22 protein-coding genes are annotated in these 23,054 nt (G+C 67.4%); 7 read left to right on the forward strand and 15 right to left on the reverse strand.

Translation table 11 applies throughout. The annotated features are described in order from the left end of the window. Nucleotides 1-52 precede the first annotated feature (52 nt). From QNM97_RS12965 to QNM97_RS12975, 3 genes are read left to right on the forward strand one after another with little or no spacing between them, the layout of a single operon-like run. On the forward strand, nt 53-1,123 hold the full coding sequence (locus tag QNM97_RS12965; RefSeq protein ID WP_283823040.1) for a heme/hemin ABC transporter substrate-binding protein: 1,071 nt from the start codon (nt 53-55) through the stop codon (nt 1,121-1,123). Further along, nucleotides 1,120-2,193, forward strand: a complete 1,074-nt coding sequence (locus QNM97_RS12970; RefSeq protein ID WP_283823041.1) for a FecCD family ABC transporter permease — start codon at nt 1,120-1,122, stop codon at nt 2,191-2,193. Before QNM97_RS12965 ends, QNM97_RS12970 begins: the two co-directional genes overlap by 4 nt. After that, on the forward strand, nt 2,187-2,990 hold the full coding sequence (locus QNM97_RS12975) for a heme ABC transporter ATP-binding protein (protein ID WP_502875041.1): 804 nt from the start codon (nt 2,187-2,189) through the stop codon (nt 2,988-2,990). Before QNM97_RS12970 ends, QNM97_RS12975 begins: the two co-directional genes overlap by 7 nt. Before the next feature lie 57 nt (nt 2,991-3,047). Here QNM97_RS12975 and QNM97_RS12980 read toward each other — a convergent pair whose 3' ends face one another. From QNM97_RS12980 to puuE, 6 genes are all read right to left on the reverse strand, one after another. Then, the gene (locus QNM97_RS12980; protein WP_283823043.1) at nt 3,048-4,880 is read right to left on the reverse strand and encodes a penicillin-binding transpeptidase domain-containing protein; all 1,833 of its coding nucleotides are present in this window, start codon (nt 4,878-4,880) and stop codon (nt 3,048-3,050) included. A 130-nt stretch (nt 4,881-5,010) separates the two neighbouring features. Further along, the gene (locus QNM97_RS12985; protein ID WP_283823044.1) at nt 5,011-5,847 is read right to left on the reverse strand and encodes a GNAT family N-acetyltransferase; all 837 of its coding nucleotides are present in this window, start codon (nt 5,845-5,847) and stop codon (nt 5,011-5,013) included. Between the two features lie 74 nt (nt 5,848-5,921). Further along, nucleotides 5,922-7,130, reverse strand: coding sequence for a flavodoxin-dependent (E)-4-hydroxy-3-methylbut-2-enyl-diphosphate synthase (ispG, locus tag QNM97_RS12990; RefSeq protein WP_283823045.1), 1,209 nt, complete (start codon nt 7,128-7,130; stop codon nt 5,922-5,924). A 75-nt stretch (nt 7,131-7,205) separates the two neighbouring features. Continuing rightward, nucleotides 7,206-8,438, reverse strand: coding sequence for a M50 family metallopeptidase (locus QNM97_RS12995; protein ID WP_283823046.1), 1,233 nt, complete (start codon nt 8,436-8,438; stop codon nt 7,206-7,208). Between the two features lie 69 nt (nt 8,439-8,507). Then, nucleotides 8,508-9,680 carry a 1-deoxy-D-xylulose-5-phosphate reductoisomerase gene (dxr, locus tag QNM97_RS13000; protein ID WP_283823047.1) on the reverse strand — a complete coding sequence of 391 codons (1,173 nt, stop codon included), beginning with the start codon at nt 9,678-9,680 and terminating at the stop codon, nt 8,508-8,510. 112 nt (nt 9,681-9,792) lie between these two features. Next, nucleotides 9,793-10,764, reverse strand: coding sequence for an allantoinase PuuE (gene puuE, locus QNM97_RS13005; protein WP_283823048.1), 972 nt, complete (start codon nt 10,762-10,764; stop codon nt 9,793-9,795). A 180-nt stretch (nt 10,765-10,944) separates the two neighbouring features. On the opposite strand from puuE, the gene QNM97_RS13010 reads away from it, so the two are divergent. After that, entirely contained in the window at nt 10,945-11,235 is a 291-nt protein-coding gene (locus QNM97_RS13010) for a DUF2631 domain-containing protein (protein WP_208790909.1), read from the forward strand. Nucleotides 11,236-11,328: 93 nt separating this feature from the next. Here the strand turns inward: QNM97_RS13010 and rlmN are convergent, their stop codons facing one another. Beyond that, nucleotides 11,329-12,441, reverse strand: a complete 1,113-nt coding sequence (gene rlmN, locus QNM97_RS13015) for a dual-specificity RNA methyltransferase RlmN (RefSeq protein WP_283823049.1) — start codon at nt 12,439-12,441, stop codon at nt 11,329-11,331. A 30-nt stretch (nt 12,442-12,471) separates the two neighbouring features. Here rlmN and QNM97_RS13020 point away from each other — a divergent pair, with 30 nt between their 5' ends. Next, nucleotides 12,472-12,840, forward strand: coding sequence for a LapA family protein (locus QNM97_RS13020; RefSeq protein WP_208790907.1), 369 nt, complete (start codon nt 12,472-12,474; stop codon nt 12,838-12,840). A gap of 186 nt (nt 12,841-13,026) precedes the next feature. On the opposite strand, the gene QNM97_RS13025 is transcribed toward QNM97_RS13020, so the two are convergent. The 6 genes from QNM97_RS13025 to QNM97_RS13050 all read right to left on the reverse strand — a co-directional run bounded on the left by QNM97_RS13025 (nt 13,027) and on the right by QNM97_RS13050 (nt 17,587). After that, nucleotides 13,027-13,971 carry a phosphatidate cytidylyltransferase gene (locus tag QNM97_RS13025; RefSeq protein ID WP_208790906.1) on the reverse strand — a complete coding sequence of 315 codons (945 nt, stop codon included), beginning with the start codon at nt 13,969-13,971 and terminating at the stop codon, nt 13,027-13,029. Between the two features lie 88 nt (nt 13,972-14,059). Continuing rightward, nucleotides 14,060-14,617, reverse strand: a complete 558-nt coding sequence (frr, locus tag QNM97_RS13030; protein WP_283823050.1) for a ribosome recycling factor — start codon at nt 14,615-14,617, stop codon at nt 14,060-14,062. Nucleotides 14,618-14,703: 86 nt separating this feature from the next. Further along, a complete protein-coding gene (gene pyrH / locus QNM97_RS13035; RefSeq protein ID WP_283823051.1) occupies nt 14,704-15,444 on the reverse strand; it encodes a UMP kinase in 741 nt (246 codons plus the stop codon). A gap of 171 nt (nt 15,445-15,615) precedes the next feature. Further along, the gene (locus QNM97_RS13040) at nt 15,616-15,981 is read right to left on the reverse strand and encodes a glycosyltransferase family protein (protein ID WP_283823052.1); all 366 of its coding nucleotides are present in this window, start codon (nt 15,979-15,981) and stop codon (nt 15,616-15,618) included. Next, a complete protein-coding gene (locus tag QNM97_RS13045; protein ID WP_283823053.1) occupies nt 15,978-16,562 on the reverse strand; it encodes a glycosyltransferase family protein in 585 nt (194 codons plus the stop codon). Before QNM97_RS13045 ends, QNM97_RS13040 begins: the two co-directional genes overlap by 4 nt. Then, the gene (locus QNM97_RS13050) at nt 16,559-17,587 is read right to left on the reverse strand and encodes an alpha/beta hydrolase (RefSeq protein WP_283823054.1); all 1,029 of its coding nucleotides are present in this window, start codon (nt 17,585-17,587) and stop codon (nt 16,559-16,561) included. Before QNM97_RS13050 ends, QNM97_RS13045 begins: the two co-directional genes overlap by 4 nt. A 357-nt stretch (nt 17,588-17,944) precedes the next feature. Between QNM97_RS13050 and QNM97_RS13055 the strand changes: the two genes are divergently transcribed. Continuing rightward, nucleotides 17,945-19,366 carry a condensation domain-containing protein gene (locus QNM97_RS13055; RefSeq protein ID WP_283823055.1) on the forward strand — a complete coding sequence of 474 codons (1,422 nt, stop codon included), beginning with the start codon at nt 17,945-17,947 and terminating at the stop codon, nt 19,364-19,366. 8 nt (nt 19,367-19,374) lie between these two features. After that, nucleotides 19,375-21,090, forward strand: coding sequence for an MFS transporter (locus tag QNM97_RS13060; protein ID WP_283823056.1), 1,716 nt, complete (start codon nt 19,375-19,377; stop codon nt 21,088-21,090). 93 nt (nt 21,091-21,183) lie between these two features. Here QNM97_RS13060 and tsf read toward each other — a convergent pair whose 3' ends face one another. Together tsf and rpsB are read right to left on the reverse strand one after the other, a co-directional pair. Further along, complete coding sequence (tsf, locus tag QNM97_RS13065) at nt 21,184-22,008, reverse strand: translation elongation factor Ts (protein WP_208790899.1); 825 nt, start codon at nt 22,006-22,008, stop codon at nt 21,184-21,186. Between the two features lie 64 nt (nt 22,009-22,072). Next, nucleotides 22,073-22,882 carry a 30S ribosomal protein S2 gene (gene rpsB / locus QNM97_RS13070; protein ID WP_006371318.1) on the reverse strand — a complete coding sequence of 270 codons (810 nt, stop codon included), beginning with the start codon at nt 22,880-22,882 and terminating at the stop codon, nt 22,073-22,075. Nucleotides 22,883-23,054 lie beyond the last annotated feature (172 nt).

The raw sequence follows: 23,054 nt of genomic DNA on the forward strand, positions 1-23,054 counted from the left end.
TGGCGCGGGCTCGGGCGGCGGGCGGCGCGACCACCGGAGAACGGAGACATCGGTGCGGCAGCGACATCTCACCCCCCACCGGCACCAGGACCGGACTATCACGACGACAACCCTGGTGCTCGCGGTGTTCGCGGTCGTCGGTCTACTCGTCGGGGCGTGCAGCACCGCGCCGATGGAACAGTCCTCGTCTTCCGAAGCCGCCGCATCGCATCTGCGCAACGGCCCGCAGACCGCGACGCTGCCGGGCTCGGATGTGACGCCGGTGATCACCTCTCCCACGACCACCCTGCCGGTCACCGTCGATTCCGACGGGGGCGGCAACGTCACCGTCACCGATACCAGTCGCATCATCGCCGTCGACCGCAACGGCACACTCGGCAACATCGTGTTCGCCCTCGGCCTCGGTGGCCGTGTGGTGGGCCGCGATCAGTCGACGACCTTCCCGTCCGCGGCCAAGCTCCCGGTGGTCACCGGCAACGGTCACCAGCTCAACTCCGAATCGGTGCTGGCATTGAACCCGACCGTCGTCCTCGTCGACGCCGCTACGACACCACCGCAGGCGGTCGACGCGATCCGTGCGTCGCAGATCCCGGTGGTGACGTTCAGCTCGACCCGGACCATCGCTACCACCCCCGATCTCATCCGGGCGGTGGCCGCCGCCCTCGGAGTGAAGCCGGCCGGCGAGCAGCTCGTCGGGCGCACGGAATCGGAGATCACCGCGGCCAAGGCCACGCTCCCGCACCCCACCGGCGACCCGAAGATCGCCTTCCTCTACATCCGCGGACCGCACCTGGTGCTGCTGGCCGGACCGAACTCCGGTGCCGACGATCTCGTCGCCGCCCTCGGCGGCACCGATGCGGGTACCGCCGCAGGCCTCACCGCCGAGTTCACCGCCGTGACCGCCGAGGCGCTGTTGCGCGCGAATCCCGACGTGATCCTGGTGATGACGCAGGGCGCGGACTCCGTCGGCGGTCTCGACGGGGTGCTCGCATTGCCCGGTGTCTCCGACACGAACGCCGGACGTGCCCGACGAGTGGTGCAGATGGACGAAACCGAGGTGCTGGCGTTCGGGCCCGACGTCGGCAAGGTCATCGGCGCGCTCGGGCACGCGATCTACACATGAGCACCCCGACCACCCGACGCTCCCCCATCGGTCCGTCCGGGCGGCTCTCGGGCCCGGTCGTGCTCGTCGTCCTGGTGATCGCGACGATCGCCGTCGCGATCACCTCGGCGGCCGTCGGCCAGATCCCGGTGCCGCCCGCCCAGGTACTCGGCAGTCTCGCACACCATTTCGGCCTCGACATCGGCACGATGCCCACCCACCCGCAGGGCGAGCACGCGCTGTGGGTGGTGCGGTTCCCACGAATCGTGTTGGGGCTGATCGTCGGCGCCGCCCTCGGAGCCGGCGGCTGCCTGCTGCAGGGGGTGCTCGCGAATCCGCTCGCCGAGCCCGGTGTCATCGGCGTCTCCTCGGGTGCCGCCGTCGGTGCGTGCCTGATGATCGTCATCGGCGGGGTCGGCGTCAACGGATGGGCGCTGGCCGGTGCGGCGTTCGTCGCGGCGCTGATCACCACCGCCGCGGTCTACGTGCTCTCGCTGCGGGACGGCTCGTCGTCGGCGATCATGCTGGTGCTCACCGGAATCGCGATCAACGCCTTCGCCCTCGGGATCATCTCGTATCTGACGTTCATCGCGACCACGGCGGCACGAGAACAGATCGTATTCTGGCAGTTGGGCTCGCTCGCCGGCGCGAACTGGAACGCCGTGTGGGTGACACTGCCGCTGGTGGTCGCCGGTGTCGCCGCGGCCATGCTGCTGGTGCACAAGCTCGACCTGCTGGCCCTCGGCGAGATCCAGGCGGCCTCACTGGGTGTCAACGTCGAGACCGTCCGCCGGCAGGTGGTCGTGCTGGTCGCGATCCTCACCGCGGCGGCCGTCGCCTTCACCGGCATCGTGATGTTCGTCGGGCTCGTCGTGCCACACGTGATGCGCCTCATCGTCGGACCGCGACACGCGATCCTGTTGCCGGCCAGCGTCATCGGTGGTGCGCTCGTCCTGGCCGCGGCCGACCTCGCCTCACGAACCGTTCTCGGCGGCGCCGACCTCCCGCTCGGGGTGTTCACCTCGCTGGTCGGCGGACCGGCGTTCTTCATCCTGCTGCGCCGCAGTCGTCACGCCGGGGCGGGGTGGTGACGGTGCCGCAGCCACGCAACGGATCGCAACGACATGCGGGCATCCGGGCCGAGGACATCGTCGTGACACTCGGCGGTCGCGACGTCGTCGACCACGTGTCCCTGGAGGTGACCCCCGGCGAGCTGGTGGCACTGGTCGGCCCCAACGGTTGCGGCAAATCGACTCTGCTGTCGGCATTGTCCGGCGTGCGGACCCCGCAGCACGGCACGGCGATCCTCGACGGTCACGACGTCGCACACACCTCCCACCGCGATCTGGCGCGACGCCGGTCGATGGTCACCCAGCACAATCGGGTCGACACCCCGTTCACCGTCGGCGAGGTCGTGGAGATGGGACGGTATCCGTGGCTGCGGACCCCGCACGCTGCTTGCTCGCCCGAACTCATCGCCGATGCGATCACTCGCTGCGATCTCGATTCACTTGTCCACCAACCTTTTCCGCAGCTCTCCGGCGGACAGCAGGCCCGGGTGTCATTGGCGCGGGCGTTGGCGCAGAACACACCGGTGATGATGCTCGACGAGCCGACCGCCGCACTCGACATCCGCCATCAGGAGCAGGTCCTGCAGATCCTGTGCGAGCACCGCGATTCGGGCGCCGCGATCCTGCTGGTGGTACACGACCTCAGCCTGGCCGCGGCCTACGCCGACCGTGTCGCGGTGATGAAGGACGGCCGACTCCTCGCATTCGGCCCGACCCGTGAGGTGATGACGAGCGAATTGCTCTCGGAGACCTACGATCACCCGGTCGACATCTTCGAGCGGGACGGAAGGCTCATCGTCATGCCGCTGCGGCGGTAGCGCCTCGCGCCGGGATTGTCCGCGCACGCCGGATCGCCCGGAACAGAACCGTCGCGGTCACACCCCGAAGCCGGGCGGCAGGAACGAGAAGAAGTCTCGGGTGACACCGACCGCGTTGTTCGAATCCCCTCCTCGCACAACGAGTGTCGCGAAAGCCAGATCTCCGCGATAACCGGCGAACCAGGCGTGCGAACCGCCGTCGAACTCGGCCTCACCGGTCTTGCCGTACACCTCGCCCTGACCGGCGATCGCGGTGCCGGTACCGGTGAGCACCACCTCGCGCATCATCGGCCGCAGTTGCCCGACGACGTCGGGGTTCAGCGTCGCCGACGGGCCACCGACCGTGGTCGGCCGGTCCAGGATGAGTTGGGGCACCGGCATCTTCCCGTTGTTGGCCACGGTCGCGGCGACGAGCGCCATGCTGAACGGGCTGACCAGGTCCTTGCCCTGACCGAAGCCGTCCTCGGTGCGGGCGACCAGATCGTTCTCGATGGGCACCGATCCGGTCGAGGTCGCCAGACCGGGGATGTCGAAGGTGCGGCCGATCCCCATGGCCGCCGCGGCGTGCGCCAGATCCGAGGGCCCCATCTCGCTGGCCAGTTTCGCGAAGGTGGTGTTGCAGGACTGTGCGAACGCGCGCTGAAGGGTGACCGAACCGAGCGCGAACTGATCGTAGTTGGGGATGATGCGTGGGCCGATGGTGATCTCGCCCGGGCACCCGACGATCGAATCCGGATGCACCATCGACGCGTTGAACGCCGCCGACGACGTCACCATCTTGAACGTCGACCCCGGCGGGTAGAGACCGGTCGTCGCGATCGGGCCCTGGGTGTCGGCGGCCGGGTTCTGCGCGACTGCGAGGATCCGCCCGGTGGAGGGTTGGATGACCACCATCGCGATCTGAAAGGTGTTGGTGGCGTTCACCGCTCGCTGCGCGGCGTTCTGCACCTGCCGCGACAGGCTCAGCGGCACCGCCGCCGCCGGCTCGGGCGCATGGTCGGCGAGGACGTCGGCGTCGAGACCATTGGGGTTCACGGTGACCACGCGCCATCCGGCCCGGCCGACGACCTCGTCGTCGACCACGCCGCGCACACCGTTGAGCAGCACTGGCGCGAAGGTCGGATCGGTGGGAACGAGTTCGGACTGCTCGTTGTACACCACGCCCGGGATCGCGAGTTGATCACGCAGCCGATTGAAGTCGGCCTCGGAGAGCCGCGTGATCGGATACTGCTGGCCCGAGGACGTCGACTCCTCGGCGATCCGCTGCGGATCGAGATCCGGCGCGAACGGCGCGAGAACGCTCACCAACCGGGTGACCGCATCACCGACCGGGGTTCCGGCGGTCATGGCCGCCTTGGCGTCGAAGTTGATGCCGATCACGGTGCCGTTGTCCATCACCTCCGATCCGTCGGCCTCGTTGACCGTGGCCCGCGGCGCCTCGGTGATACGCAGCGAGAGACGTTGATCGCCACCGAGATTGGGATGAATGTCGGTGGTCGTCCAGCGCACCTGCCACCCGCTGGCATCCGAGCGGATCGCCTTGACGGTGCCCGCATAGCCCCACTGCCGGCCGTGGCCGAGTTGCCAGGAATAGTTCACATCGATGTCGGCGGTGTCCTGGTCGATCGAGGCCTTGCCGGTGGTGCCCGACATCGATTCGGCCGACAACCCGGTCCATGCCGCCTGTAGTGCGGTCTGCGCCGTCTGCGGATTGTCGGTCAGCGCAGCCGCCTTGGCGGCGTCGCCGTGCGCGTAGGCATCGAGGAACGCCTGAACGGCCTGTCGGGGCCCGTCGTCGTCGGAGGAGCACGCGCTCACCGCACACAGCGCGAGCACGGCACTGATCAGCACAGCCACCACACCGGCGGCGCGACGCGTCGGAAAGTCCATCGAGTGCCGATACTAGGACCCGCACGACATCGAATACGGTTGCCACGCGGCGTGATCGCCGCCGCGTTCCACGCGCGCTGTTGCCCGGCGTGTCGGCGGTCGTCGGAGTCGGCGAGCCCGGAGTGCGAGGTCAGTCGATGAGAATCGTCGCGAAGGTCCCGACCTGGGTGAATCCGATTCGGCGGTAGGCGGCCTGGGCCGGCAGATTGAAGCTGTTGACGTACAGGCTGGGGATGCGCCCGAGCGCGGTGATCGCGGTGGCCACGGCGGCCGTTCCGGCGCCGCCGTAGCCGCGCCCCCGCATGCGCGGATCGACCCATACCCCCTGGATCTGCCCCACCGCCCGGGACATCGATCCGATCTCGGCCTTGAACACGACCTCGCCGTGCTCGAATCGGGCGAACACCCGGCGTGCGGCGATCAGCGACGCGAGCCTGCGCCGATACGACCGGCCGCCGTCCCCGGCGCACGGATCGACACCGACCTCACCGACGAACATGTCGACGGCCGCCGGCAGATATGCCTCGAGATCGTCATGGGTGACCAGCCGCACGTGCGGGTCGGGTTCGACGTGGGGCGCGCCGTGCAGCGCCATCAACGGTTGCACCGGCCGGACCTCGCGCGCCGGGCCCCAGGTGGCCCCGATACGGTCCCACAGCGTCAGGGCCAGGTCGGCGTCACCGACGATCGACGAACACACCCGGGCGCCCGCTGCCGCGCGGTCAGCGAAGTACTCCATGTCGGCGGCCGTGCCACGCAACGGGATCAGGTTGGCGCCCGAGAAACACAGGGAGGTCTCGGGACGGCCGGCGGTCCACATCTCCCCACCCAGCATCCGTGGCTCGATTCCGTGGGATTCGAACCGCGCGGCGACCATGCACATCGGGACCGGATCCGAATTGAGGACACGACCGACCGCGGGTGCATCCCGCGCCCCGAGCGGCTTGTCGCCCAGCAGCTTCAGCACCGCGCTGCTCCTTCGTCCCATGTGTTCTTGCGGTGTGAGCGTAGCCCGATATCAGTTCACCACGCGTGAGGAACTCAGGACACGGTCACGACAGGCGGCCCCGCGGGCGCACCCTCTCCAGTTTCTCCCGATTCGCCCGCAATTCGCAGCGCTTCCTCGATCAAGGTCTCGACGATCTCGGCCTCCGGCACGGTCTTGATGACCTCACCCTTGACGAAGATCTGTCCCTTGCCGTTGCCCGAGGCGACGCCGAGATCAGCCTCACGCGCCTCGCCGGGACCGTTGACGACACACCCCATCACCGCCACCCGCAGCGGCACCTCCATGCCCTCGAGCCCGGCGGTCACCGCGTCGGCGAGCTTGTAGACGTCGACCTGGGCGCGTCCGCACGACGGGCACGAGACGATCTCGAGCTTGCGGGGCCGCAGGTTCAGCGACTGCAGGATCTGGTCGCCGACCTTGACCTCTTCGGCCGGCGGCGCCGAGAGCGACACGCGGATCGTGTCACCGATGCCCTGGGAGAGCAGCGCACCGAATGCAACCGACGATTTGATGGTGCCCTGGAACGCCGGTCCGGCCTCGGTCACCCCGAGGTGCAGCGGGTAGTCGCACTGGGCGGCGAGCTGCCGGTAGGCCTCGACCATGATCACCGGGTCGTTGTGCTTCACCGAGATCTTGATGTCGCCGAAGCCGTGCTCCTCGAACAGGCCTGCCTCCCACAACGCCGACTCGACCAGCGCCTCCGGGGTGGCCTTGCCGTACTTGCTCATGATCCGCTTGTCGAGCGACCCCGCGTTGACGCCGATCCGGATCGGGATGCCGGCGTCACCGGCGGCCTTCGCGACCTCCTTGACCCGGCCGTCGAACTCCTTGATGTTGCCCGGATTGACCCGGACCGCCGCGCAGCCGGCGTCGATCGCGGCGAAGATGTACTTCGGCTGGAAGTGGATGTCGGCGATCACCGGGATCTTCGACTTCTTCGCGATGATCGGCAGCGCCTCGGCGTCCTCGTTGCGCGGGCACGCCACACGCACGATGTCGCAGCCCGATGCGGTCAACTGCGCGATCTGCTGCAGGGTCGCGTTGATGTCGTGGGTCTTGGTGGTGGTCATCGACTGCACCGAGATGGGGTGATCGCTGCCGACGCCGACCGATCCGACCTGGATCTGGCGGGTCTTGCGGCGCGGTGCGAGCACCGGTGGCGGTGCGGCGGGCATGCCGAGCCCGATCGAGATCGGGTCGGTGACCGTCGAGCCGGCCGGAGTCGGGTCAGATGCGGACATCTCGTTCTCCTGAGGAGTTCGGTGTGCGAGCGGAAACTCGCGAGGGCTGGGCGCGGGCCGGGCTGGTGGCGGCCATCAATTCGGGATCGTGATCGGGTTCACGATGTCGGCGGTGAGGGTCAGCACCATGAACGCGGCCATGACCACCACCACGGCGTAGGTCAGGGGAAGCAACTTGTAGTAGTCGATCGGTCCGCCGGGAGCTCGGCCGAACCACCGACGCACCGTGTCGCGCCCCTTCTCGTATCCGACGATGGCCATGTGTCCACCATCCAAGGGTAGTAGCGGTACGAGATTGAACAGGCCCAGGAAGAAGTTGATGCTGATCAGCAGCAGGAGGAAGGTGTCCCACAGCCCGCGTTCGGCCGCCTGTCCGCCCAGGACGGTGGCGCCGTACACGCTCACCGGGGTGTCTGCCGAGCGCTCACCACCGGTCACCGCGATCCACAGATTGTGGACCTTGGTCGGCATCGACAGCAGCGCATCCCATGTCTGATGCGCGAGTTCGGCGGTGAAGACCGCCGCACCGGGCAGGATCGTCACCGGGTTGTAGTGCTTCCACAGCGGCGGCTGCTGGAACTGGATCCCGACTTTGTTGACCGTCTGCGAGGTCACCTTTCCCGCCTTGTCGGTGACCGTGGTGGTCACCGGCTGCGGGGTCATCGTCAGGGTCACCCGGCTGCCGTCCCGCTCGACGAGCAGCTGCACCGGGCCGTTGCTCTTCTGGATGAGTGGGGTGATCGCACTCGCGGTGGTGCCGGCGACCCCGTCGACCGCGATGATCTTGTCGCCCGGGCGGATTCCGGCCGCACCGGCCGGTCCCGAACCGGTGCAGCGCGGCTCCGCCACGTTGCCGTCGGCGTCGACGGTGACCGTCGAAGTCAGGCAACTCACCTTGTCCACCGTGGTGCCGACCGCGGGCGGCGACAGGTCGGGCAGACCCCAGATCAGACCGGCCACGACGATCAACACGAAGCCGAGGATGAAGTTCTGGGCCGGGCCCGCGAACAACACCACGAGACGCTTCCACGCCTTCTGCCGGTACATCGCCCGACCCAGCTCGTCGGCGGTCAGCTCCTCGTGCGGGGTCATTCCGGCGATGTCGCAGAAGCCACCGAACGGCAGCGCCTTCACGCCGTACTCGGTCTCACCCCGCCGCGTCGACCACAGCGTCGGCCCGAACCCGACGAAATAGCGCCGTACCTTCATCCCCGTCGCCTGTGCCGCCCACATGTGCCCGCATTCGTGCCAGGCGATCGAGGCCAACAACGACAAGGCGAACAGCACGACGCCGATCGCGAATACCACTTCTCTCGACTCTCCGTTTCCTCACGCCACCGCTACTCACCCCACGGCACTTCACCCCACGGCGTGTCCTCACCGCTGCAACGTGGCCACCAACTCCGCGGCGCGGGCCCGCGCCCACGCATCAGCGCTGAAGATCTCCTCCACAGTACCCGGGGTTTTACGCCACTGATCTGCGTCGTCGAGCACACGACCGATGATCTCCACGATCCGCGGGAACGCGATGCGGCCGTCGAAGAACCCCTCCGCGGCAGCCTCGTTCGCGGCGTTGTACACCGCGGTCAGGCTGCCCCCTGCGGTTCCCGCCCGGCGGGCCAGGTCGATCGCCGGGAACACCTCGTTGTCGACCGGCTCGAACGTCCACGACGACGCCGTGGAGAAATCACACGCCGTCGACGATCCGGGCACCCGATGCGGCCAGCCCAGCGCCAGCGCGATCGGCAGCTTCATCGACGGCGGTGACGCCTTGGCGATCGTCGCACCGTCGACGAAGGTGACCATCGAGTGCACGATCGACTGCGGATGCACCGTCACATCGATGCGGTCGTAGGGCACGTCGAACAACAGATGCGCCTCGATCACCTCGAGCGCCTTGTTCACCAGGGTGGCCGAATTCAACGTGATCATCGGGCCCATCGACCAGGTCGGATGACGTCCCGCCTGCTCGGGCGTCACACCCTCGAGCCGATCGGCGGTGAACCCCCGGAACGGACCGCCCGACGCCGTCAGCACCAGTCGGCCGACCTCATCGGCGCTACCGCCACGCAAACACTGCGCGATCGCCGAATGCTCCGAATCGACCGGGACGATCTGCCCCGGTGCCGCCGCGGCCAACACCAACGCTCCCCCGGCGACCAACGACTCCTTGTTCGCCAGGGCCAGTCGCGCACCCGACCGCAACGCCGCCAGACTCGGCCGCAACCCGATCGAACCGACGACGGCATTCAACACCACGTCGGCCTCAACCGACTCGATCAGCCGGCACATCGCGTCCGGACCACCCAGGACCCCATCGCCCAACTCGGCCGCCAGTTTCTCCGCCACCGCCGCATCCGCGACGGCCACCCGGTGCGCGGGCACACCGAACTCGCGGGCCTGCCGGCCCAACAAGTCCGGATTGCCGCCCCCGGCACCGACGCCGACCACCGAGAACCACTCCGGATGCTCGGAGATCACCTCGAGGGCCTGCACCCCGATCGAACCGGTCGAACCGAGAATCAGCACACGTGTCGTCACGACGACCATTGTCGCCCACCGCGCACCACGGCAAACCGCCGCCGCTCGCTACGCTCCCGGCGCCCGTCCCACTCGGCCCGCTCGCTACGCTCCCGGCGCCTGTTCGAATTCGGCCCGCTCGCTACGCTCCCGGCGCCGGGTTCACCGCGCGCCAGTGCTCGGCGATATCGATCCGCCGAGCAACCCACACGTCGTCGTGGGCCGCGACGTGTTCAAGAAAGCGCTCGAGCGCCGCCACCCGCGCCGGCCGGCCCACCAGACGACAGTGCAATCCCACCGAGAGCATCTTCGGCGCACCCTGTTCACCCTCGCGGTAGAGCACGTCGAAGGCATCTCGCAGATGCGCGAAAAACTGTTCACCGGAAGGAAATCCGCCCGGCGACGCGAAGCGCATGTCGTTGGTGTCGAGAGTGTAGGGCACCACGAGGTGATCCACCTCGGTGCGAATCCCGTCGGTGGTCCGGCCGACCTTGACCCAGTACGGCAGATCATCGGCGTAACTGTCCGAGTCGTAGACGAAACCGCCCTGCTCCACGACGAGCGACCGCGTGTTCGGCGAATCGCGACCGGTGTACCAACCCAGCGGACGGGACCCGGTGATCTCGGTCAGCAGCTCCACGGCGGCACGCATGTGTTCGCGTTCGACGTGCTCGTCGACCATCTGATAGCTCAGCCACCGGTACCCGTGGCAGGCGATCTCGTCGCCGCGTTCGAGAAAGGCCGCCACCACCTCCGGGTTACGCGCCATCGCCTGCGCGACCGCGAAGATCGTCAGCGGCCAGCCGCGGCGCTCGAACGCCCGCAGCACCCGCCACACCCCGGCGCGGGAACCGTACTCGTAGAGCGATTCCATGCTCATGTGACGGTTCGGGAACGACTGCGCGCCGATCATCTCCGACAGGAATGTCTCGCTGCCGCGGTCGTTCTCGAGGACGTTGTTCTCGCTGCCCTCCTCGTAGTTCAGCACGAACTGCACCGCGATCTTCGCGTTCGACGGCCACTGCGGATCCGGCGGCGTGGCACCGTAACCCACCATGTCGCGGGGGTAGTCCTCGGAGCGATAGTCGGCAAGCGATCGGGTCGGCGGATGCATGGGCGCATTCTTGCACCGATCTCCGACGTCGTCCCGTCGGGCGACACCCCCGACTTTCGACGCCACGCGAGACGCGGCATGGGGAGTGAGACACGGCGCCACCGTGCCCGCTATGCTCTTCTGGAAGTACTACTACCGATCGTCAGAGACCGTTTCTGACGTGCGCAGCGAGGAGTCAACGTGGCAGGCACCGACGTGGAGCACGCGGCAAGCACCGACGTGGAGCACAGCGACGAGATCGACACCGGGTGGGTGCGCGAACCCGCTGACGCGCCCTCGGCGCGTTTCGGCTGGCACGGCGTGGCGACCCGCACGTTCTACATCGCCGGCTGGGTGGTGGTCGTGTTGCTATTCGCGATGTTCTACGGAAACCACGTCGGACACGTCGAGGACATCTGGTTGGCCGCCTTCGGCGTCATCGTCGCCGCCTTCGTGCTGCGCGGCATGCTCACGAAGAAAAAGTGGAGTTGACCGCACCATCCTGAGAACCGACAAGGCACCCCGGCGAGAACTTCTCGCCGGGGTGCGTTGTCGTGTGGGCCTTGTCGTATGGGGTTCGGCGGCTCAGCCGTCGGTTTCCTCGGCGGCGAGTTGGCCGCACGCCGCCGCGATCTCCTGGCCGCGGGTGTCGCGGACCGTGCACGACACGCCCTGAGCCCGGACCCGCCGGACGAACTCGCGCTCAACGTCTTTCGGGCTCGCATCCCACTCGGAACCGGGTGTGGGATTGAGCGGGATGAGGTTCACATGCACCAGCGACCCGAGTGCCCGATGGAGCTTCTGGCCGAGCATGTCCGCGCGCCACGGCTGATCATTGACGTCGCGGATCAGTGCGTACTCGATGGAGACACGCCGGCCGGTGGAATCGGCGTAGTACCGCGCCGCGTCGAGCACCTCGGTCACCGACCAGCGGTTGTTCACCGGAACGAGCGTGTCGCGTAACTCGTCGTCGGGCGTGTGCAACGAGACCGCGAGGGTGACCGACAGATTCTCGTCGGCAAGCCTGCGGATCGACGGGGCGAGACCGACAGTGGAGACTGTCACCGAACGCGCCGAGATCCCCAGACCGTCAGGCGCCGGCGAGGTGATCTGCCGGACCGCCGAGACCACCCGCTTGTAATTGGCGAGCGGCTCGCCCATTCCCATGAACACGACGTTCGACAGGCGCCCGGCATCACCGAACTCCCCGTCACGCAGAGCCCGCGCGGCCGCGCGCACCTGATCGACGATCTCCCCGGTCGACAGGTTTCGATCGAGTCCGCCCTGCCCGGTCGCGCAGAACGGGCACGCCATGCCGCACCCGGCCTGGCTGGAGATGCACAGCGTGTTGCGGTCGGGGTAGCGCATCAGCACGCTCTCCAGCAGCGTGCCGTCGTGCAGTCGCCACAGGGTCTTGCGGGTGCTGCCGTCGTCGCAGGAGATGTGGCGCACCGGGGTGAGCAGTTGCGGGAACAACGCGGCACCGACCTTGTCGCGCGCGCCGGCCGGAAGATCGGTCATCTCATCGACATCGGCGGTGAGCCGCCCGTAATACTGGCGTGCGAGCTGGTCGGCGCGGAATTTCGGAAGCCCGAGATCGCCGACCGCGGCGACCCTGGCCGCCTGATCGAGGTCGGCGAAGTGTGTCGGCGGACGTCCGCGTTTGGGCGCGTCGAACACGAGCGGCAAAGACGTCATGTTCCCATTGTCGCATGTCATGATGGGTGCATGAGCACACCGGATTCGTCCTCCGAGCGCCCGGCCACCGACTCGTCGACCCACGCGCGCAATCCGGCGCCGCTCGATGACTCCCACGTCGCCGCCCAGACCGCGATCGACGACGTCAAACACACTCGCACCCGCGCCACCTTCATCGGCTGGGTCGTCGGTGCGATCATCACCATCCTGCTGTTGATCTTCATCCTCGCGAACCTGGGTTCTCAGCAGATCAACTTCTTGTTCGCGAAGGTCGACCTGCCGGTCGGCGTCAGCCTGCTGATCGCGGCGATCGCCGGTGCATTGATCACCGCGATGATCGGCGGCGCGCGCACGTTCCAGCTGAACCGCGCCCTGAAGAAGGCCCGAAAGGCCAACTGACAGCGCCCGGCACACCGCCGACAGCGCCCGATCTTCCGCCGACAGCGCCCGATCTTCCGCCGACAGCGCCCGGTATTCCGCCGAGAGCGCTTCGAGGAGCGCCGCCGTCGATGTGAAGAGCGCCGTCGGCGATGTGAAGAGCGCCGTCGGCGAGATGGAGGGCGCTGTCGAGCTGGTGAGCCCGACTCAGAGCAGTGCGGTCAGCACGGCCCAGACGATGAACGCCGACGGCAACAGTGAGTCGAGCCGGTCCATGATGCCGCCGTGACCGGGCAGCAGGGTCCCCATGTCCTTGATCTCCAGATCGCGCTTGACCTGCGATTCGACGAGATCGCCCAGCGTTGCGCACACCACGAGGACCGGTCCCAGGATCACGCCGACCCACCACTGGGTGTCGAGCAGGAACATCGTGGTGCACACCGCACCCGCGGTACCCACCACCAGCGAGCCCGCCAGCCCTTCCCACGATTTCTTCGGGCTGATGGCCGGCGCCATCGGGTGTTTGCCGAACAGCACCCCCGCCGCGTAGCCGCCGACATCGGAACACACGACGACGATCATCAAGGTCGCCACGCGCGCGGCTCCGTGATCCTGATGCACCATCAGCACGCCGAAAGAAGCCAGCAGCGGCAGCCAGGCGAGTACCAACACCGATGCGGACAGATTGCGCAGATAGTTCTCGGGGGCACGAGTGATGCCCTGCGCCAACAGCTTCCACACCATGATAACGAGGACCGTGGCCGCAAACGCCACCAGGACCCCGGTTGTCCCCCATGGCCAGCTGCACCAGATGATCGCCTGACCGCCGACGAGTAGTGGCCAGAACGCCACGTCGTAGCCGCCGTCGCGCAGTCGTTTGGTGACCTCCCAGGTGGCGATCGCGAACGCCACCGACACGACGATGTACCAGACCCACGGCGCGAACAGCAGAATCAGGATGATGCTGACGCCCAGGGTCAGCCCGACCCCGATCGCGGCCGGAAGGTCACGACCGGCCCGTGACTTACGCGGCACGGCGGCATCTGCCTCGCCGGGGCGTGCGGTATCAGGAGCGGCGGACTCGGACGGGGCGGCGTCGGGGGATTCAGGGTCGCCGGGTGTGCCGCCGGTCCCCGACGATTCGTGTGACATCGTTGTCGTTTCCGCCTGTCGTCTCGACTCGTCCGTCTTGCCTCATCTCGGTCGTCGCCCCCGGTGATACTCACACCGCGGACGTCATTCACACCTCGAGAAGCTCGGATTCCTTGTGCTTGACGAGTTCTTCGACCTGCGCCACATACCCGGCAGTGGTCTTGTCGAGATCCTTCTCGGCACGGACCACGTCGTCCTCACCGGCCTCGCCGTCCTTCTGGATGCGTTTGAGTTCTTCGACCGCCTTGCGACGGACATTGCGGATGGAGACCTTGGCGTCCTCACCCTTGCCCTTGGCCTGCTTGACGAGATCCTTGCGGCGCTCCTCGGTCAGCTGCGGCACGGCCACGCGGATCAGCGTCCCGTCGTTGGTCGGGTTCACACCGAGATCGGAGTTGCGGATGGCAGTCTCGATGTCGCGCAGGGTCGACGCCTCGTACGGCTTGATCACCACCAGCCGGGGTTCCGGGGTGTTGATACTCGCGACCTGGGTGATCGGTGTCATGGCGCCGTAGTACTCGATGGCCACCTTGTTGAACATCGCGGGGTTGGCCCGTCCGGTCCGGATCGAACCCATGTCCTCACGCGCGACGCTCACCGCCTTCTCCATTTTTTCCTCGGCGTCGAGCAGCGTGTCGTCGATCATTGTGTGTTCCTGTTTCGTCGTGGCGGGTCGGGCTGGATGCGGCTCGCCGGTTCGTCGGGATCGGTGGTGGGTCTGGCCTCCGCCGATCAGGTCCTCACCAGTGTCCCGATGCGCTCTCCGGCGATGGCACGCGCGATGTTCCCACGTTCCAGCAGATTGAACACCAACATCGGCATCTTGTTGTCCATGCAGAGGCTGAAGGCGGTCGCATCGGCCACCTTCAGTTCTCGGTCGAGGACCTCGCGGTGGGTGATCTCGCGGAACAGCGTGGCATCGGGATCGACGCGGGGGTCGGCGCTGTAGACGCCGTCCACAGCCTTGGCCATCAGCACGACCTCGGCCTTGATCTCGAGCGCACGCTGCGCGGCGGTGGTGTCGGTGGAGAAGTAGGGCATGCCCATCCCGGCGCCGAAGATGACCACCCGGCCCTTCTCCAGATGTCGCTGCGCACGCAACGGGAGATACGGCTCGGCCACCTGACCCATCGTGATGGCTGTCTGCACTCGGGTGGTGATTCCCCGCTTCTCCAGGAAGTCCTGCAGCGCAAGGCAATTCATGACCGTACCGAGCATGCCCATGTAGTCCGAGCGCGCACGGTCAAGGCCGCGTTGTTGCAGTTCGGCACCACGGAAGAAGTTCCCGCCGCCGATGACCACGGCCACCTGCGCACCGGACTCGACGACCTCGGCGATCTGGTCGGCGACCGTGGCGACCACGTCGGGATCGAGGCCGACCTCTCCCCCGCCGAACATCTCGCCACCGAGCTTGAGGAGCACACGGCCGAAGCCGCTACGTTTGGACTGTCGGGTGTCGGGGGTTTCGCTCATCAACATCCTCACTCGTCGGTTCGACTCACCATCTTATGGTCCCGTCCGTCCGAATCGGAGCGCGGCGCCACCGACCGGCAGCAAAAAGACGCGCCGGACACCCTCCACCAGCCGAGCAGAACGTCGTTGTATTACCGCTGAGCAGGCACGATGAGCGTTCCGGCGAACACCTCAGCAGCCAACGGTGATGTCGATCCCGCACAGCGGCGGCAGATCGTGCATCACCGGATAGTTGCGCATCGGATCGAAACCACCCTGCCCGTCGGGTACGAACTGCGTCAACGGCGCCGCCGAATCGTCGATCCCGACACGTCGGAGGAAGGTCGCGACGATCTGTCGCGACGTGACGCCGCCCTCGCGCAGTCCGTCTTCACGGGGAGATCGCGACGCGAGCTCCACCTGGCCGATGGCGTCGATCCCGTCGCGGTGGAGTGTGTCGAGCAGGATCCCGATGTCGACACCGTCGCCGGGTGCAAACGGAATCGATGTCAACAGGTCCCGATCGGCGGCGAACTCACCGGCCAGGGGCTCGATCACCCGGACAGCTCGGGCCTCAGCGCGGCGATCAGCTGGCGGACCATCAACTCGGTGACCCGACCGCCTCCGACCGGATCGGCGTCGTCGGCGACGAGTCTGTGGCGGTAGCCCTTGACCAGCCGCAACTCGTCGACGGTGAGCAGAGGTTCGACGAGTCGCGCGACGTCCCCCGGTTCCGGTCGCGCACCGTCGAGGACCACAACGATGTCACCGGTGGCCGCAGCCACCGAGCGCCACAGGACCTCGCCCCGCCCGGGCAGGGTCGCGAGCCCCGGCAGCACCGACGGCCTGGGGACCACGCGGACGCCGGACGCCTCACACGCGCCGCCGACGCCGTCGGTGCTCACCACGACCTCATCGACCAGCCGCCCGGAGTGCGACGCGAATGCGCGGAGCACCACGTCCACCGCCGCGCCATCCCCGACGACGGGCACCACCACCGACATGGATCGGCCGGCCTTGGCTGCGACGAGGTCGTCAAGGGTGCCGGCCCGAAACGGTCGGGCGTCGTGGGGCGCGGCGAGGGGCCAGGTGTTCGATTCCCACCAGGTCGCGGCGTCCTGCCCGGTCGCGATCGTCACCTCGCGAGTGCCTGCGCGAATTGCGGCCACGCGCGGTGCAACTCGTCCTGCCAGTAGGGCCAGGCGTGCGTGCCTCCCTGATAGAAGTGGAATGTCGCCGCCACGCCCAGCTGCGTCATGCGCCGCTGCAGGGTGTGGGTGCAGGCATCGGTGGCCGTTTCGATGACCGCGCCGACGGCCAGTTGCTCGGACAGTTTGGTCGCGTCGCCGTCGATACCCGGTCCGTTCAACGTGTCGTAGCGGCCGGGCGTACCCGACCCGTTGGAGATGTAGATCGACTTGCCGCGGAATCGGTCGGCGTGGACATAGGGGTCGTTGGCCCGCCATTCGGGATCGGCGGGAGGACCCCACATATTGACCGTGTTGCCGTGGCCCCGGCCCTCGACGACCATGCGCACCGCGGCCTGCCCCACGGGGTCGCTCGTCTGCGCGCAGCCACTGAACGAGCCCAGCGCCCGATACAGGTTCGGCGCGCGCAGAGCGAGCTGGAACACCGACGTCCCGGCCATCGAGATCCCTGCGATGGCGTTGCGACCATTGCCACCTAGGTCGCCGTCGATGACGCTGGGCAGCTCGGAAGTCAGGAAGGTGGCCCATTTCTGACGGCCGAGGACCGGATCGTCGCGACGCCAATCGGTGAAGTAGCTCGCCGCACCACCCATCGGGACCACCACGTTGACGTCGTCGTCGGCGAAGAAAGTGCGGATGTCGGTCTGATCGAACCAACTGCTGCCGCCGTCGCCTCCGGCCGCGCCGTTGAGCAGGTACAGCGTCGGCGCGTGCGCACTGCGTGCGGGGATCATCCGGACGTCGATGGTGCGTCGCATCGCCGGCGAGTACACGCCCACCGCGATCTCTCGGGACGCGACGTCGTGCCGGTAGACGATGCTCGCGCCGCCCGGAGTCGCCTGTGCGGTTCCGACGGCCGACACGACGGCTGCTGCGAGAAACACGGCTAGCACAACCACAATCGGTGTGACCCTGGGCCGGCGAATGACGCGGGGGCGGGGTATGGGCGACGGCATGAGGATTCCTCCGGTGACGGGGTCCCGCTGAACCGGAGAACACGGAACCAGAGAACGCGGGGCGTCGATGAGTGGTGCCGACCTGGCGGGTCGACGCTCGGAAGTGTGCCCGATGGCGTGAACACTTGTCCACAGTTTGACCGAAGACCAACTGAGTCATCTGACCAACTGCGATCAAATACACTGTTGTGCAGTCGGTTTGGTCGAATTGATCAACTGTGACTGGTTGCCAATGCCGCGGGACGGCTGTACTGTCACCCCACAACGTGTGTGTCCTGCAGCACTTTTCGACACGCCGCCCGATACGGGCCATTGCGCGCGTCGCACGAAATCTACTTCTCGAGAATCGAGGTTGTCGTGGTCAGTTTCGGCCTCATCGACGAATGGGAGCCCCGCATCGGTCGGCTGACCAGCTGGACGATGTCACCGACCGCGGTGGCCGCGGCCACCGGCGCGCCCATCCATCCGGTCCCGCCGTCCCATCAGCAGGAGGCCTACCTTCGTGCTGCGCAACGCAATCAGTCCGCGGGCTTCCGATTCTCCCGATTGTGCCTGCAGGCCTTCGATTTCCACTCACCGCTCGACGCCGACGCGCTGACCCGCGCCATCGACGCCTTCCTACGTCGCCACGACACCTTCCGCTGTTGGTTCTCCGAGGAGCCCGATGGCTCCATCGCCCGCCACGTCGTCGACCCGGCCATCATCTCGATGACCCCCACCACACACGGGGACATGGCCTCGGCCACAGCGATTCGTGAACAGATCCAGAACGAGACACCGGGGCCGTTCTCGTGGGACTGCTTCACCTTCGGAGCGATCGAGTGGGAGGGCGGCTTCACCATGTACGGAGCGATCGATCACCTTGACACTGACGGTATTTCGCAGGCATTGACCTGTACCGAACTGATCACGCTGTACATGAACGAGGCCTTCGGACTCGACACCGGACTGCCGGAGGTGGGCAGCTACATCGAGTATTGCGAGCACGAGCGCAGCGTCTCGGCCGCCCTGACACGGCAGTCTCCGCAGGTGTGCCGTTGGGTGGAGCTCCTCGAGGCCAATGGCGGTGTGCTGCCAGGATTCCCGTTGCCACTCGGTGGCGAAAGCGAGGGCCACACACGCAGCGCACTCCTGACGATGTCGGTTTTCTCCGAAGACGAGGCGCAACGTTTCGAGGACATCTGTCGCGCACACGACTCCAACATGACCGCGGGACTGATGGCGGTGGCCGCACTGGCAAGCTACGAGTTCACCGGGTGCACAGACTATCTCGGCATGACTCCGAAGAGCACCCGGGCGCCGGGACCGGCACTGAATTCGGTTGGCTGGTTCACCAGTCTGATCCCGGTGCCGATCACCGTCGGCGCCGACGCGACGTTCACCTCGATCGTCGGCCCGGCGGCCGAAAGCTACACGGCGGGTAAGGAACTCACCGATGTGTCGTTGCATCGGGTACTCGAGTTGGTCGAGCCCGATGACGGCATCGACGTGACACCGGGGTGGTCGGTACCGATGGTGTCCTACGTCGATGTGCGCAAACTCCCCGGCGTCGACGTCTTCGACGCCATCAACGGTTGCCTGTACGGCAATCGGGGCAGCAGCGAGGAGGTGTTCATGTGGATCAACCGATTCCGCGACCAGACGTCGATGACCTTGCTGTTCCCCGACACCGAAGAGGCGCATGTGGCGCTCCCCCGATACACCGACGCACTGCGCACGATCATGGCCGCCATCGCCCGCTCCGGCGACTATCGTCCGACGGCGCTCGCGCTCACCTGATCCGGCCGATGACCGGTATCGAGCACACGAATCACCCAGCCTCCCAGAACAGTTCCGCGTGTGACGCGCCCGCCCCGGTGCCGCCGCGCGGCTCGTGGTTGGCCCTCGCCGGCGCCCTGCTCGGGGTGTTCATGCAAATGCTCGACACCACCATCGTCAACATCGCACTACCCGACCTGACGGTCGAACTCGGCGCCTCGACGGCCCAGCAGTTGTTCGTCCTGAGCGTGTACACGCTCGCGTTCGCGTGCACCCTGTTGACCGCGTCCACGCTCGGCGGTCGGTATGGGCGACGACGACTGTTCATGTCCGCACTGATCGCCTTCACCGTCGCGTCGGTCCTGTGCGGCGTCTCCCGCACCCCCACCGAACTCATCGTGTTCCGCGGCCTCCAGGGGGTCAGTGCGGCGCTGATGTCGGCACAGACCCTGGCGCTGATCACCGCACTGTTCGCCAAGCCGCTGCATCCCCGGATCTTCGGCATCTACGGCGCGGTCGCGGGGGTGGCCGCGATGCTGGGCCCGGCCATCGGCGGCGTGCTGATCAGCGCCGACATCGCCGGCTGGGGCTGGCGCACGATCTTCTTCGTCAACGTACCGATCGGCGTCGTCGGATGTCTGCTCGCCGCCGGGCGGCTCCCCCAGATGCGCGACGGTGTGCGCGGCCGGCCCGATGTCGTCGGGGTCGTGCTGTCGAGCGCCGGATTGTTCGGTCTGCTCTATCCGCTCGCCGTCGGACGCGAGCAGGGGTGGCCACCGCAGCTGTGGGCGATGTTGGCCGGCTCGGCAGTCCTGTTGCTCGCCTTTGCCTTTCACGAGCGGCGACTCACCCGAACGGGTGGCCGACCGCTGCTGCGTACCGACCTGTTCATGGCGCGCCGGTTCACCGTCGGCCTTCTGCTGTCGTTGATGTTCTTCAGCGTGTTCGCGGGGTTCTTCTTCACCGTGTCGGTGTCGACCCAGTTCGGGTTGGGGTACTCGCCGCTGCGCACCGGGATGCTGGCACTGCCGTTCGCGATCGGCGCCATCGTGGGCTCGGTGTCCTCGGGTGTGCTCGCCGAACGTCTGGGCGCATCAACGGTGTTGAACTGTGGTGCGATGGTGGTGGCCGTCGGCTTCGGATGGCTCGCGGTGACGCTGGCGCCGGACAGCGCAACCCTGTCCGTACCGGCGGTGATCGCACCGCTGCTGATCGGGGGCGCGGGTACCGGCTTGTTCGTCGCTCCCCTGCAGACCACAATCCTGGCCGACACTGCACCCGAGACGGTCGGCTCGGCATCGGGATGTGTTCCGACCGTCCAGCAGATCGGCGCGTCGATCGGCCTGGCTGTGGTCACGATGTTCTTCTTCGGCCAGGTCGCGGCCCAGTCTGCGACGGCCGTCCCGGCAGCCGGCTCGAACCTGGCCGTCTCACTCGAGACGACCTCCATCGACCCGGCCGTGCGCGGCCTCGTCGTCGACCGCTTCACGCGGTGTGCTTCCGCCCAGCTGACCTCGCCGCATCCCGATCGCCCCGCTCCCGGGTGCGCGACGCAGGGCGAGAGGTCCGGAATCGTCGGCCGACTCACCGCCCAGACCGGCCCGCAGATCCACGCCGCGAGCCGCGAGGTGGCCGCACGGACCTTCGTCGGCGCGTTTCGCTCCACGCTGTGGGTGTTGGCCACCGCTGCCGTGGTCGTGGCCGGGTTGTGTCTCGGACTGCGCCGGCCGCGGCCGGCGCGATGACGGGCCCGCGGTGACCTTGAGCCCGACATACACGATGGCCCCGACCCACCGTGGTGGATCAGGGCCCTCGCGGATGGCCTCGTGACAGGTCGGTCAGGCCTGGCCGACCTCGAAGCGGGTGAAACCCTTGACGGTCGCGCCGGCCTCGTCGAGAACGTCCTTGACGGTCTTCTTCGAGTCCTTGACGAACGGCTGGTTCACCAGGACCGCGTCCTTGAGGAAGCCCTTGAGCCGACCCTCGACGATCTTCGGCAGAGCCTGTTCGGGCTTGCCCTCGGCCTTGGCGGTCTCCTCGGCGATACGACGCTCGTCGGCCTTGACGTCCTCGGGGACCTCGTCCTCGCTGGCGTAACGGGCTTTGAGAGCGGCAACCTGCTGCGCGGCGTTGCGCGCGGCCTCGGCTGCGGCGTCGCCCTCACCGGTGTAGGACACCAGCACGCCGACGGCCGGCGGCAGATCCGACGCACGCTTGTGCAGGTAGATCGCGACGGGGCCGTCGTAGAACACGACGCGACGCAGTTCGAGCTTCTCGCCGATCTTGGCCGAGAGTGCCTGCACGGCGTCGGCGACGGTGCCGTCACCGAGCTTGGCTGCCTTGAGCTCCTCGACGTCGCTGGTCTTGGCGGCCAGCGCGGCGTCGAGCACCTGGTCGGCGAGTTCCTGGAACTCGGCGTTCTTGGCGACGAAGTCGGTCTCGGAGTTGAGCTCGATCATCGCGCCGTCCTTGGCGGCGACGAGACCCTCGGCGGTGGACCGCTCGGCACGCTTGCCGACGTCCTTGGCGCCCTTGATGCGCAGCTCCTCGACGGCCTTGTCGAAGTCGCCGTCGTTGTTCTCGAGCGCCTTCTTGCAGTCCAGCATTCCAGAGCCGGTGAGCTCGCGGAGACGCTTCACATCGGCTGCGGTGTAGTTCGCCATCGTTGGCGAGCCTCCTTAGAGAGAGTGATCGGTTACTCGGCGCGTCCCGTGGGTACGCCGGGGGTCAGGACGCCGGGGTGGCGTCGCCCTCGGCGGGCGCGGTGGCCTGGGTGAGCAGTTCCTGCTCCCACTCGGCGAGGGGTTCGCCGCTGCCGGCCTCCGGCTTGGAGTCGTCCGATGCCGCACCGGCCCGGGCCTGCACGCCCTCGGCAACCGCCGAGGCGATGACGCGGGTGAGCAGCGCGGCGCTGCGGATGGCGTCGTCGTTGCCCGGGATCGGGTAGTCGACGACGTCGGGGTCGCAGTTGGTGTCGAGGATCGCGATGACCGGGATGTTGAGCTTGCGTGCCTCACCGACAGCAATGTGCTCCTTGTTGGTGTCCACCACCCAAATGGCGGAAGGCACCTTGGCCATATCGCGGATACCACCGAGGGTCCGCTCGAGCTTGTTCTTCTCGCGGGTCAGCATCAGGATTTCTTTCTTGGTGCGACCCTCGAAGCCACCGGTCTGCTCCATGGTCTCGAGTTCCTTGAGACGCTGCAGACGCTTGTGGACGGTCTGGAAGTTGGTGAGCATGCCACCGAGCCAGCGCTGGTTGACATACGGCATGCCGACGCGGGTCGCCTCACCGGCGATCGACTCCTGCGCCTGCTTCTTGGTCCCGACGAACAGGATGGTGCCGCCGTGGGCGACGGTCTCCTTGACGAATTCGTAGGCCTTGTCGATGTAGGTCAGCGTCTGCTGCAGGTCGATGATGTAGATGCCGTTGCGGTCGGTGAAGATGAATCGCTTCATCTTCGGGTTCCAACGGCGGGTCTGATGCCCGAAGTGTGCGCCGCTGTCCAGCAGCTGCTTCATGGTCACGACAGCCATGAGGTCTCATTCCTTTGTGTCGGTTGATGCTCGGGACCGGGTGGTCCGAACCCTGGCGCCCGCATCCGCGCGGAACCCGGGGGTACCGGGACCGCCCACGCGGAAGGTTGTCGATCTCCCCCACGACGGGAGGCGATCTGGTGACGAGCGCGCGAAGTCACCCCGCCGTCGG

It is taken from the genome of Gordonia sp. L191 (assembly GCF_030077625.1).
GTDB classification, from domain to species: domain Bacteria; phylum Actinomycetota; class Actinomycetes; order Mycobacteriales; family Mycobacteriaceae; genus Gordonia; species Gordonia polyisoprenivorans_A.

Coding starts and splice junctions, on each gene's coding strand:
- QNM97_RS12970 (WP_283823041.1), top strand. CDS start 1,120: ATGAGCACCCCGACCACCCGACGCTCCCCCATCGGTCCGTCCGGGCGG.
- QNM97_RS12980 (WP_283823043.1), bottom strand. CDS start 4,880: ATGGACTTTCCGACGCGTCGCGCCGCCGGTGTGGTGGCTGTGCTGATC.
- ispG (WP_283823045.1), bottom strand. CDS start 7,130: ATGTCCGCATCTGACCCGACTCCGGCCGGCTCGACGGTCACCGACCCG.
- dxr (WP_283823047.1), bottom strand. CDS start 9,680: ATGGTCGTCGTGACGACACGTGTGCTGATTCTCGGTTCGACCGGTTCG.
- puuE (WP_283823048.1), bottom strand. CDS start 10,764: ATGCATCCGCCGACCCGATCGCTTGCCGACTATCGCTCCGAGGACTAC.
- rlmN (WP_283823049.1), bottom strand. CDS start 12,441: ATGACGTCTTTGCCGCTCGTGTTCGACGCGCCCAAACGCGGACGTCCG.
- QNM97_RS13020 (WP_208790907.1), top strand. CDS start 12,472: ATGAGCACACCGGATTCGTCCTCCGAGCGCCCGGCCACCGACTCGTCG.
- QNM97_RS13025 (WP_208790906.1), bottom strand. CDS start 13,971: ATGTCACACGAATCGTCGGGGACCGGCGGCACACCCGGCGACCCTGAA.
- frr (WP_283823050.1), bottom strand. CDS start 14,617: ATGATCGACGACACGCTGCTCGACGCCGAGGAAAAAATGGAGAAGGCG.
- pyrH (WP_283823051.1), bottom strand. CDS start 15,444: ATGAGCGAAACCCCCGACACCCGACAGTCCAAACGTAGCGGCTTCGGC.
- QNM97_RS13050 (WP_283823054.1), bottom strand. CDS start 17,587: ATGCCGTCGCCCATACCCCGCCCCCGCGTCATTCGCCGGCCCAGGGTC.
- QNM97_RS13060 (WP_283823056.1), top strand. CDS start 19,375: ATGACCGGTATCGAGCACACGAATCACCCAGCCTCCCAGAACAGTTCC.
- tsf (WP_208790899.1), bottom strand. CDS start 22,008: ATGGCGAACTACACCGCAGCCGATGTGAAGCGTCTCCGCGAGCTCACC.
- rpsB (WP_006371318.1), bottom strand. CDS start 22,882: ATGGCTGTCGTGACCATGAAGCAGCTGCTGGACAGCGGCGCACACTTC.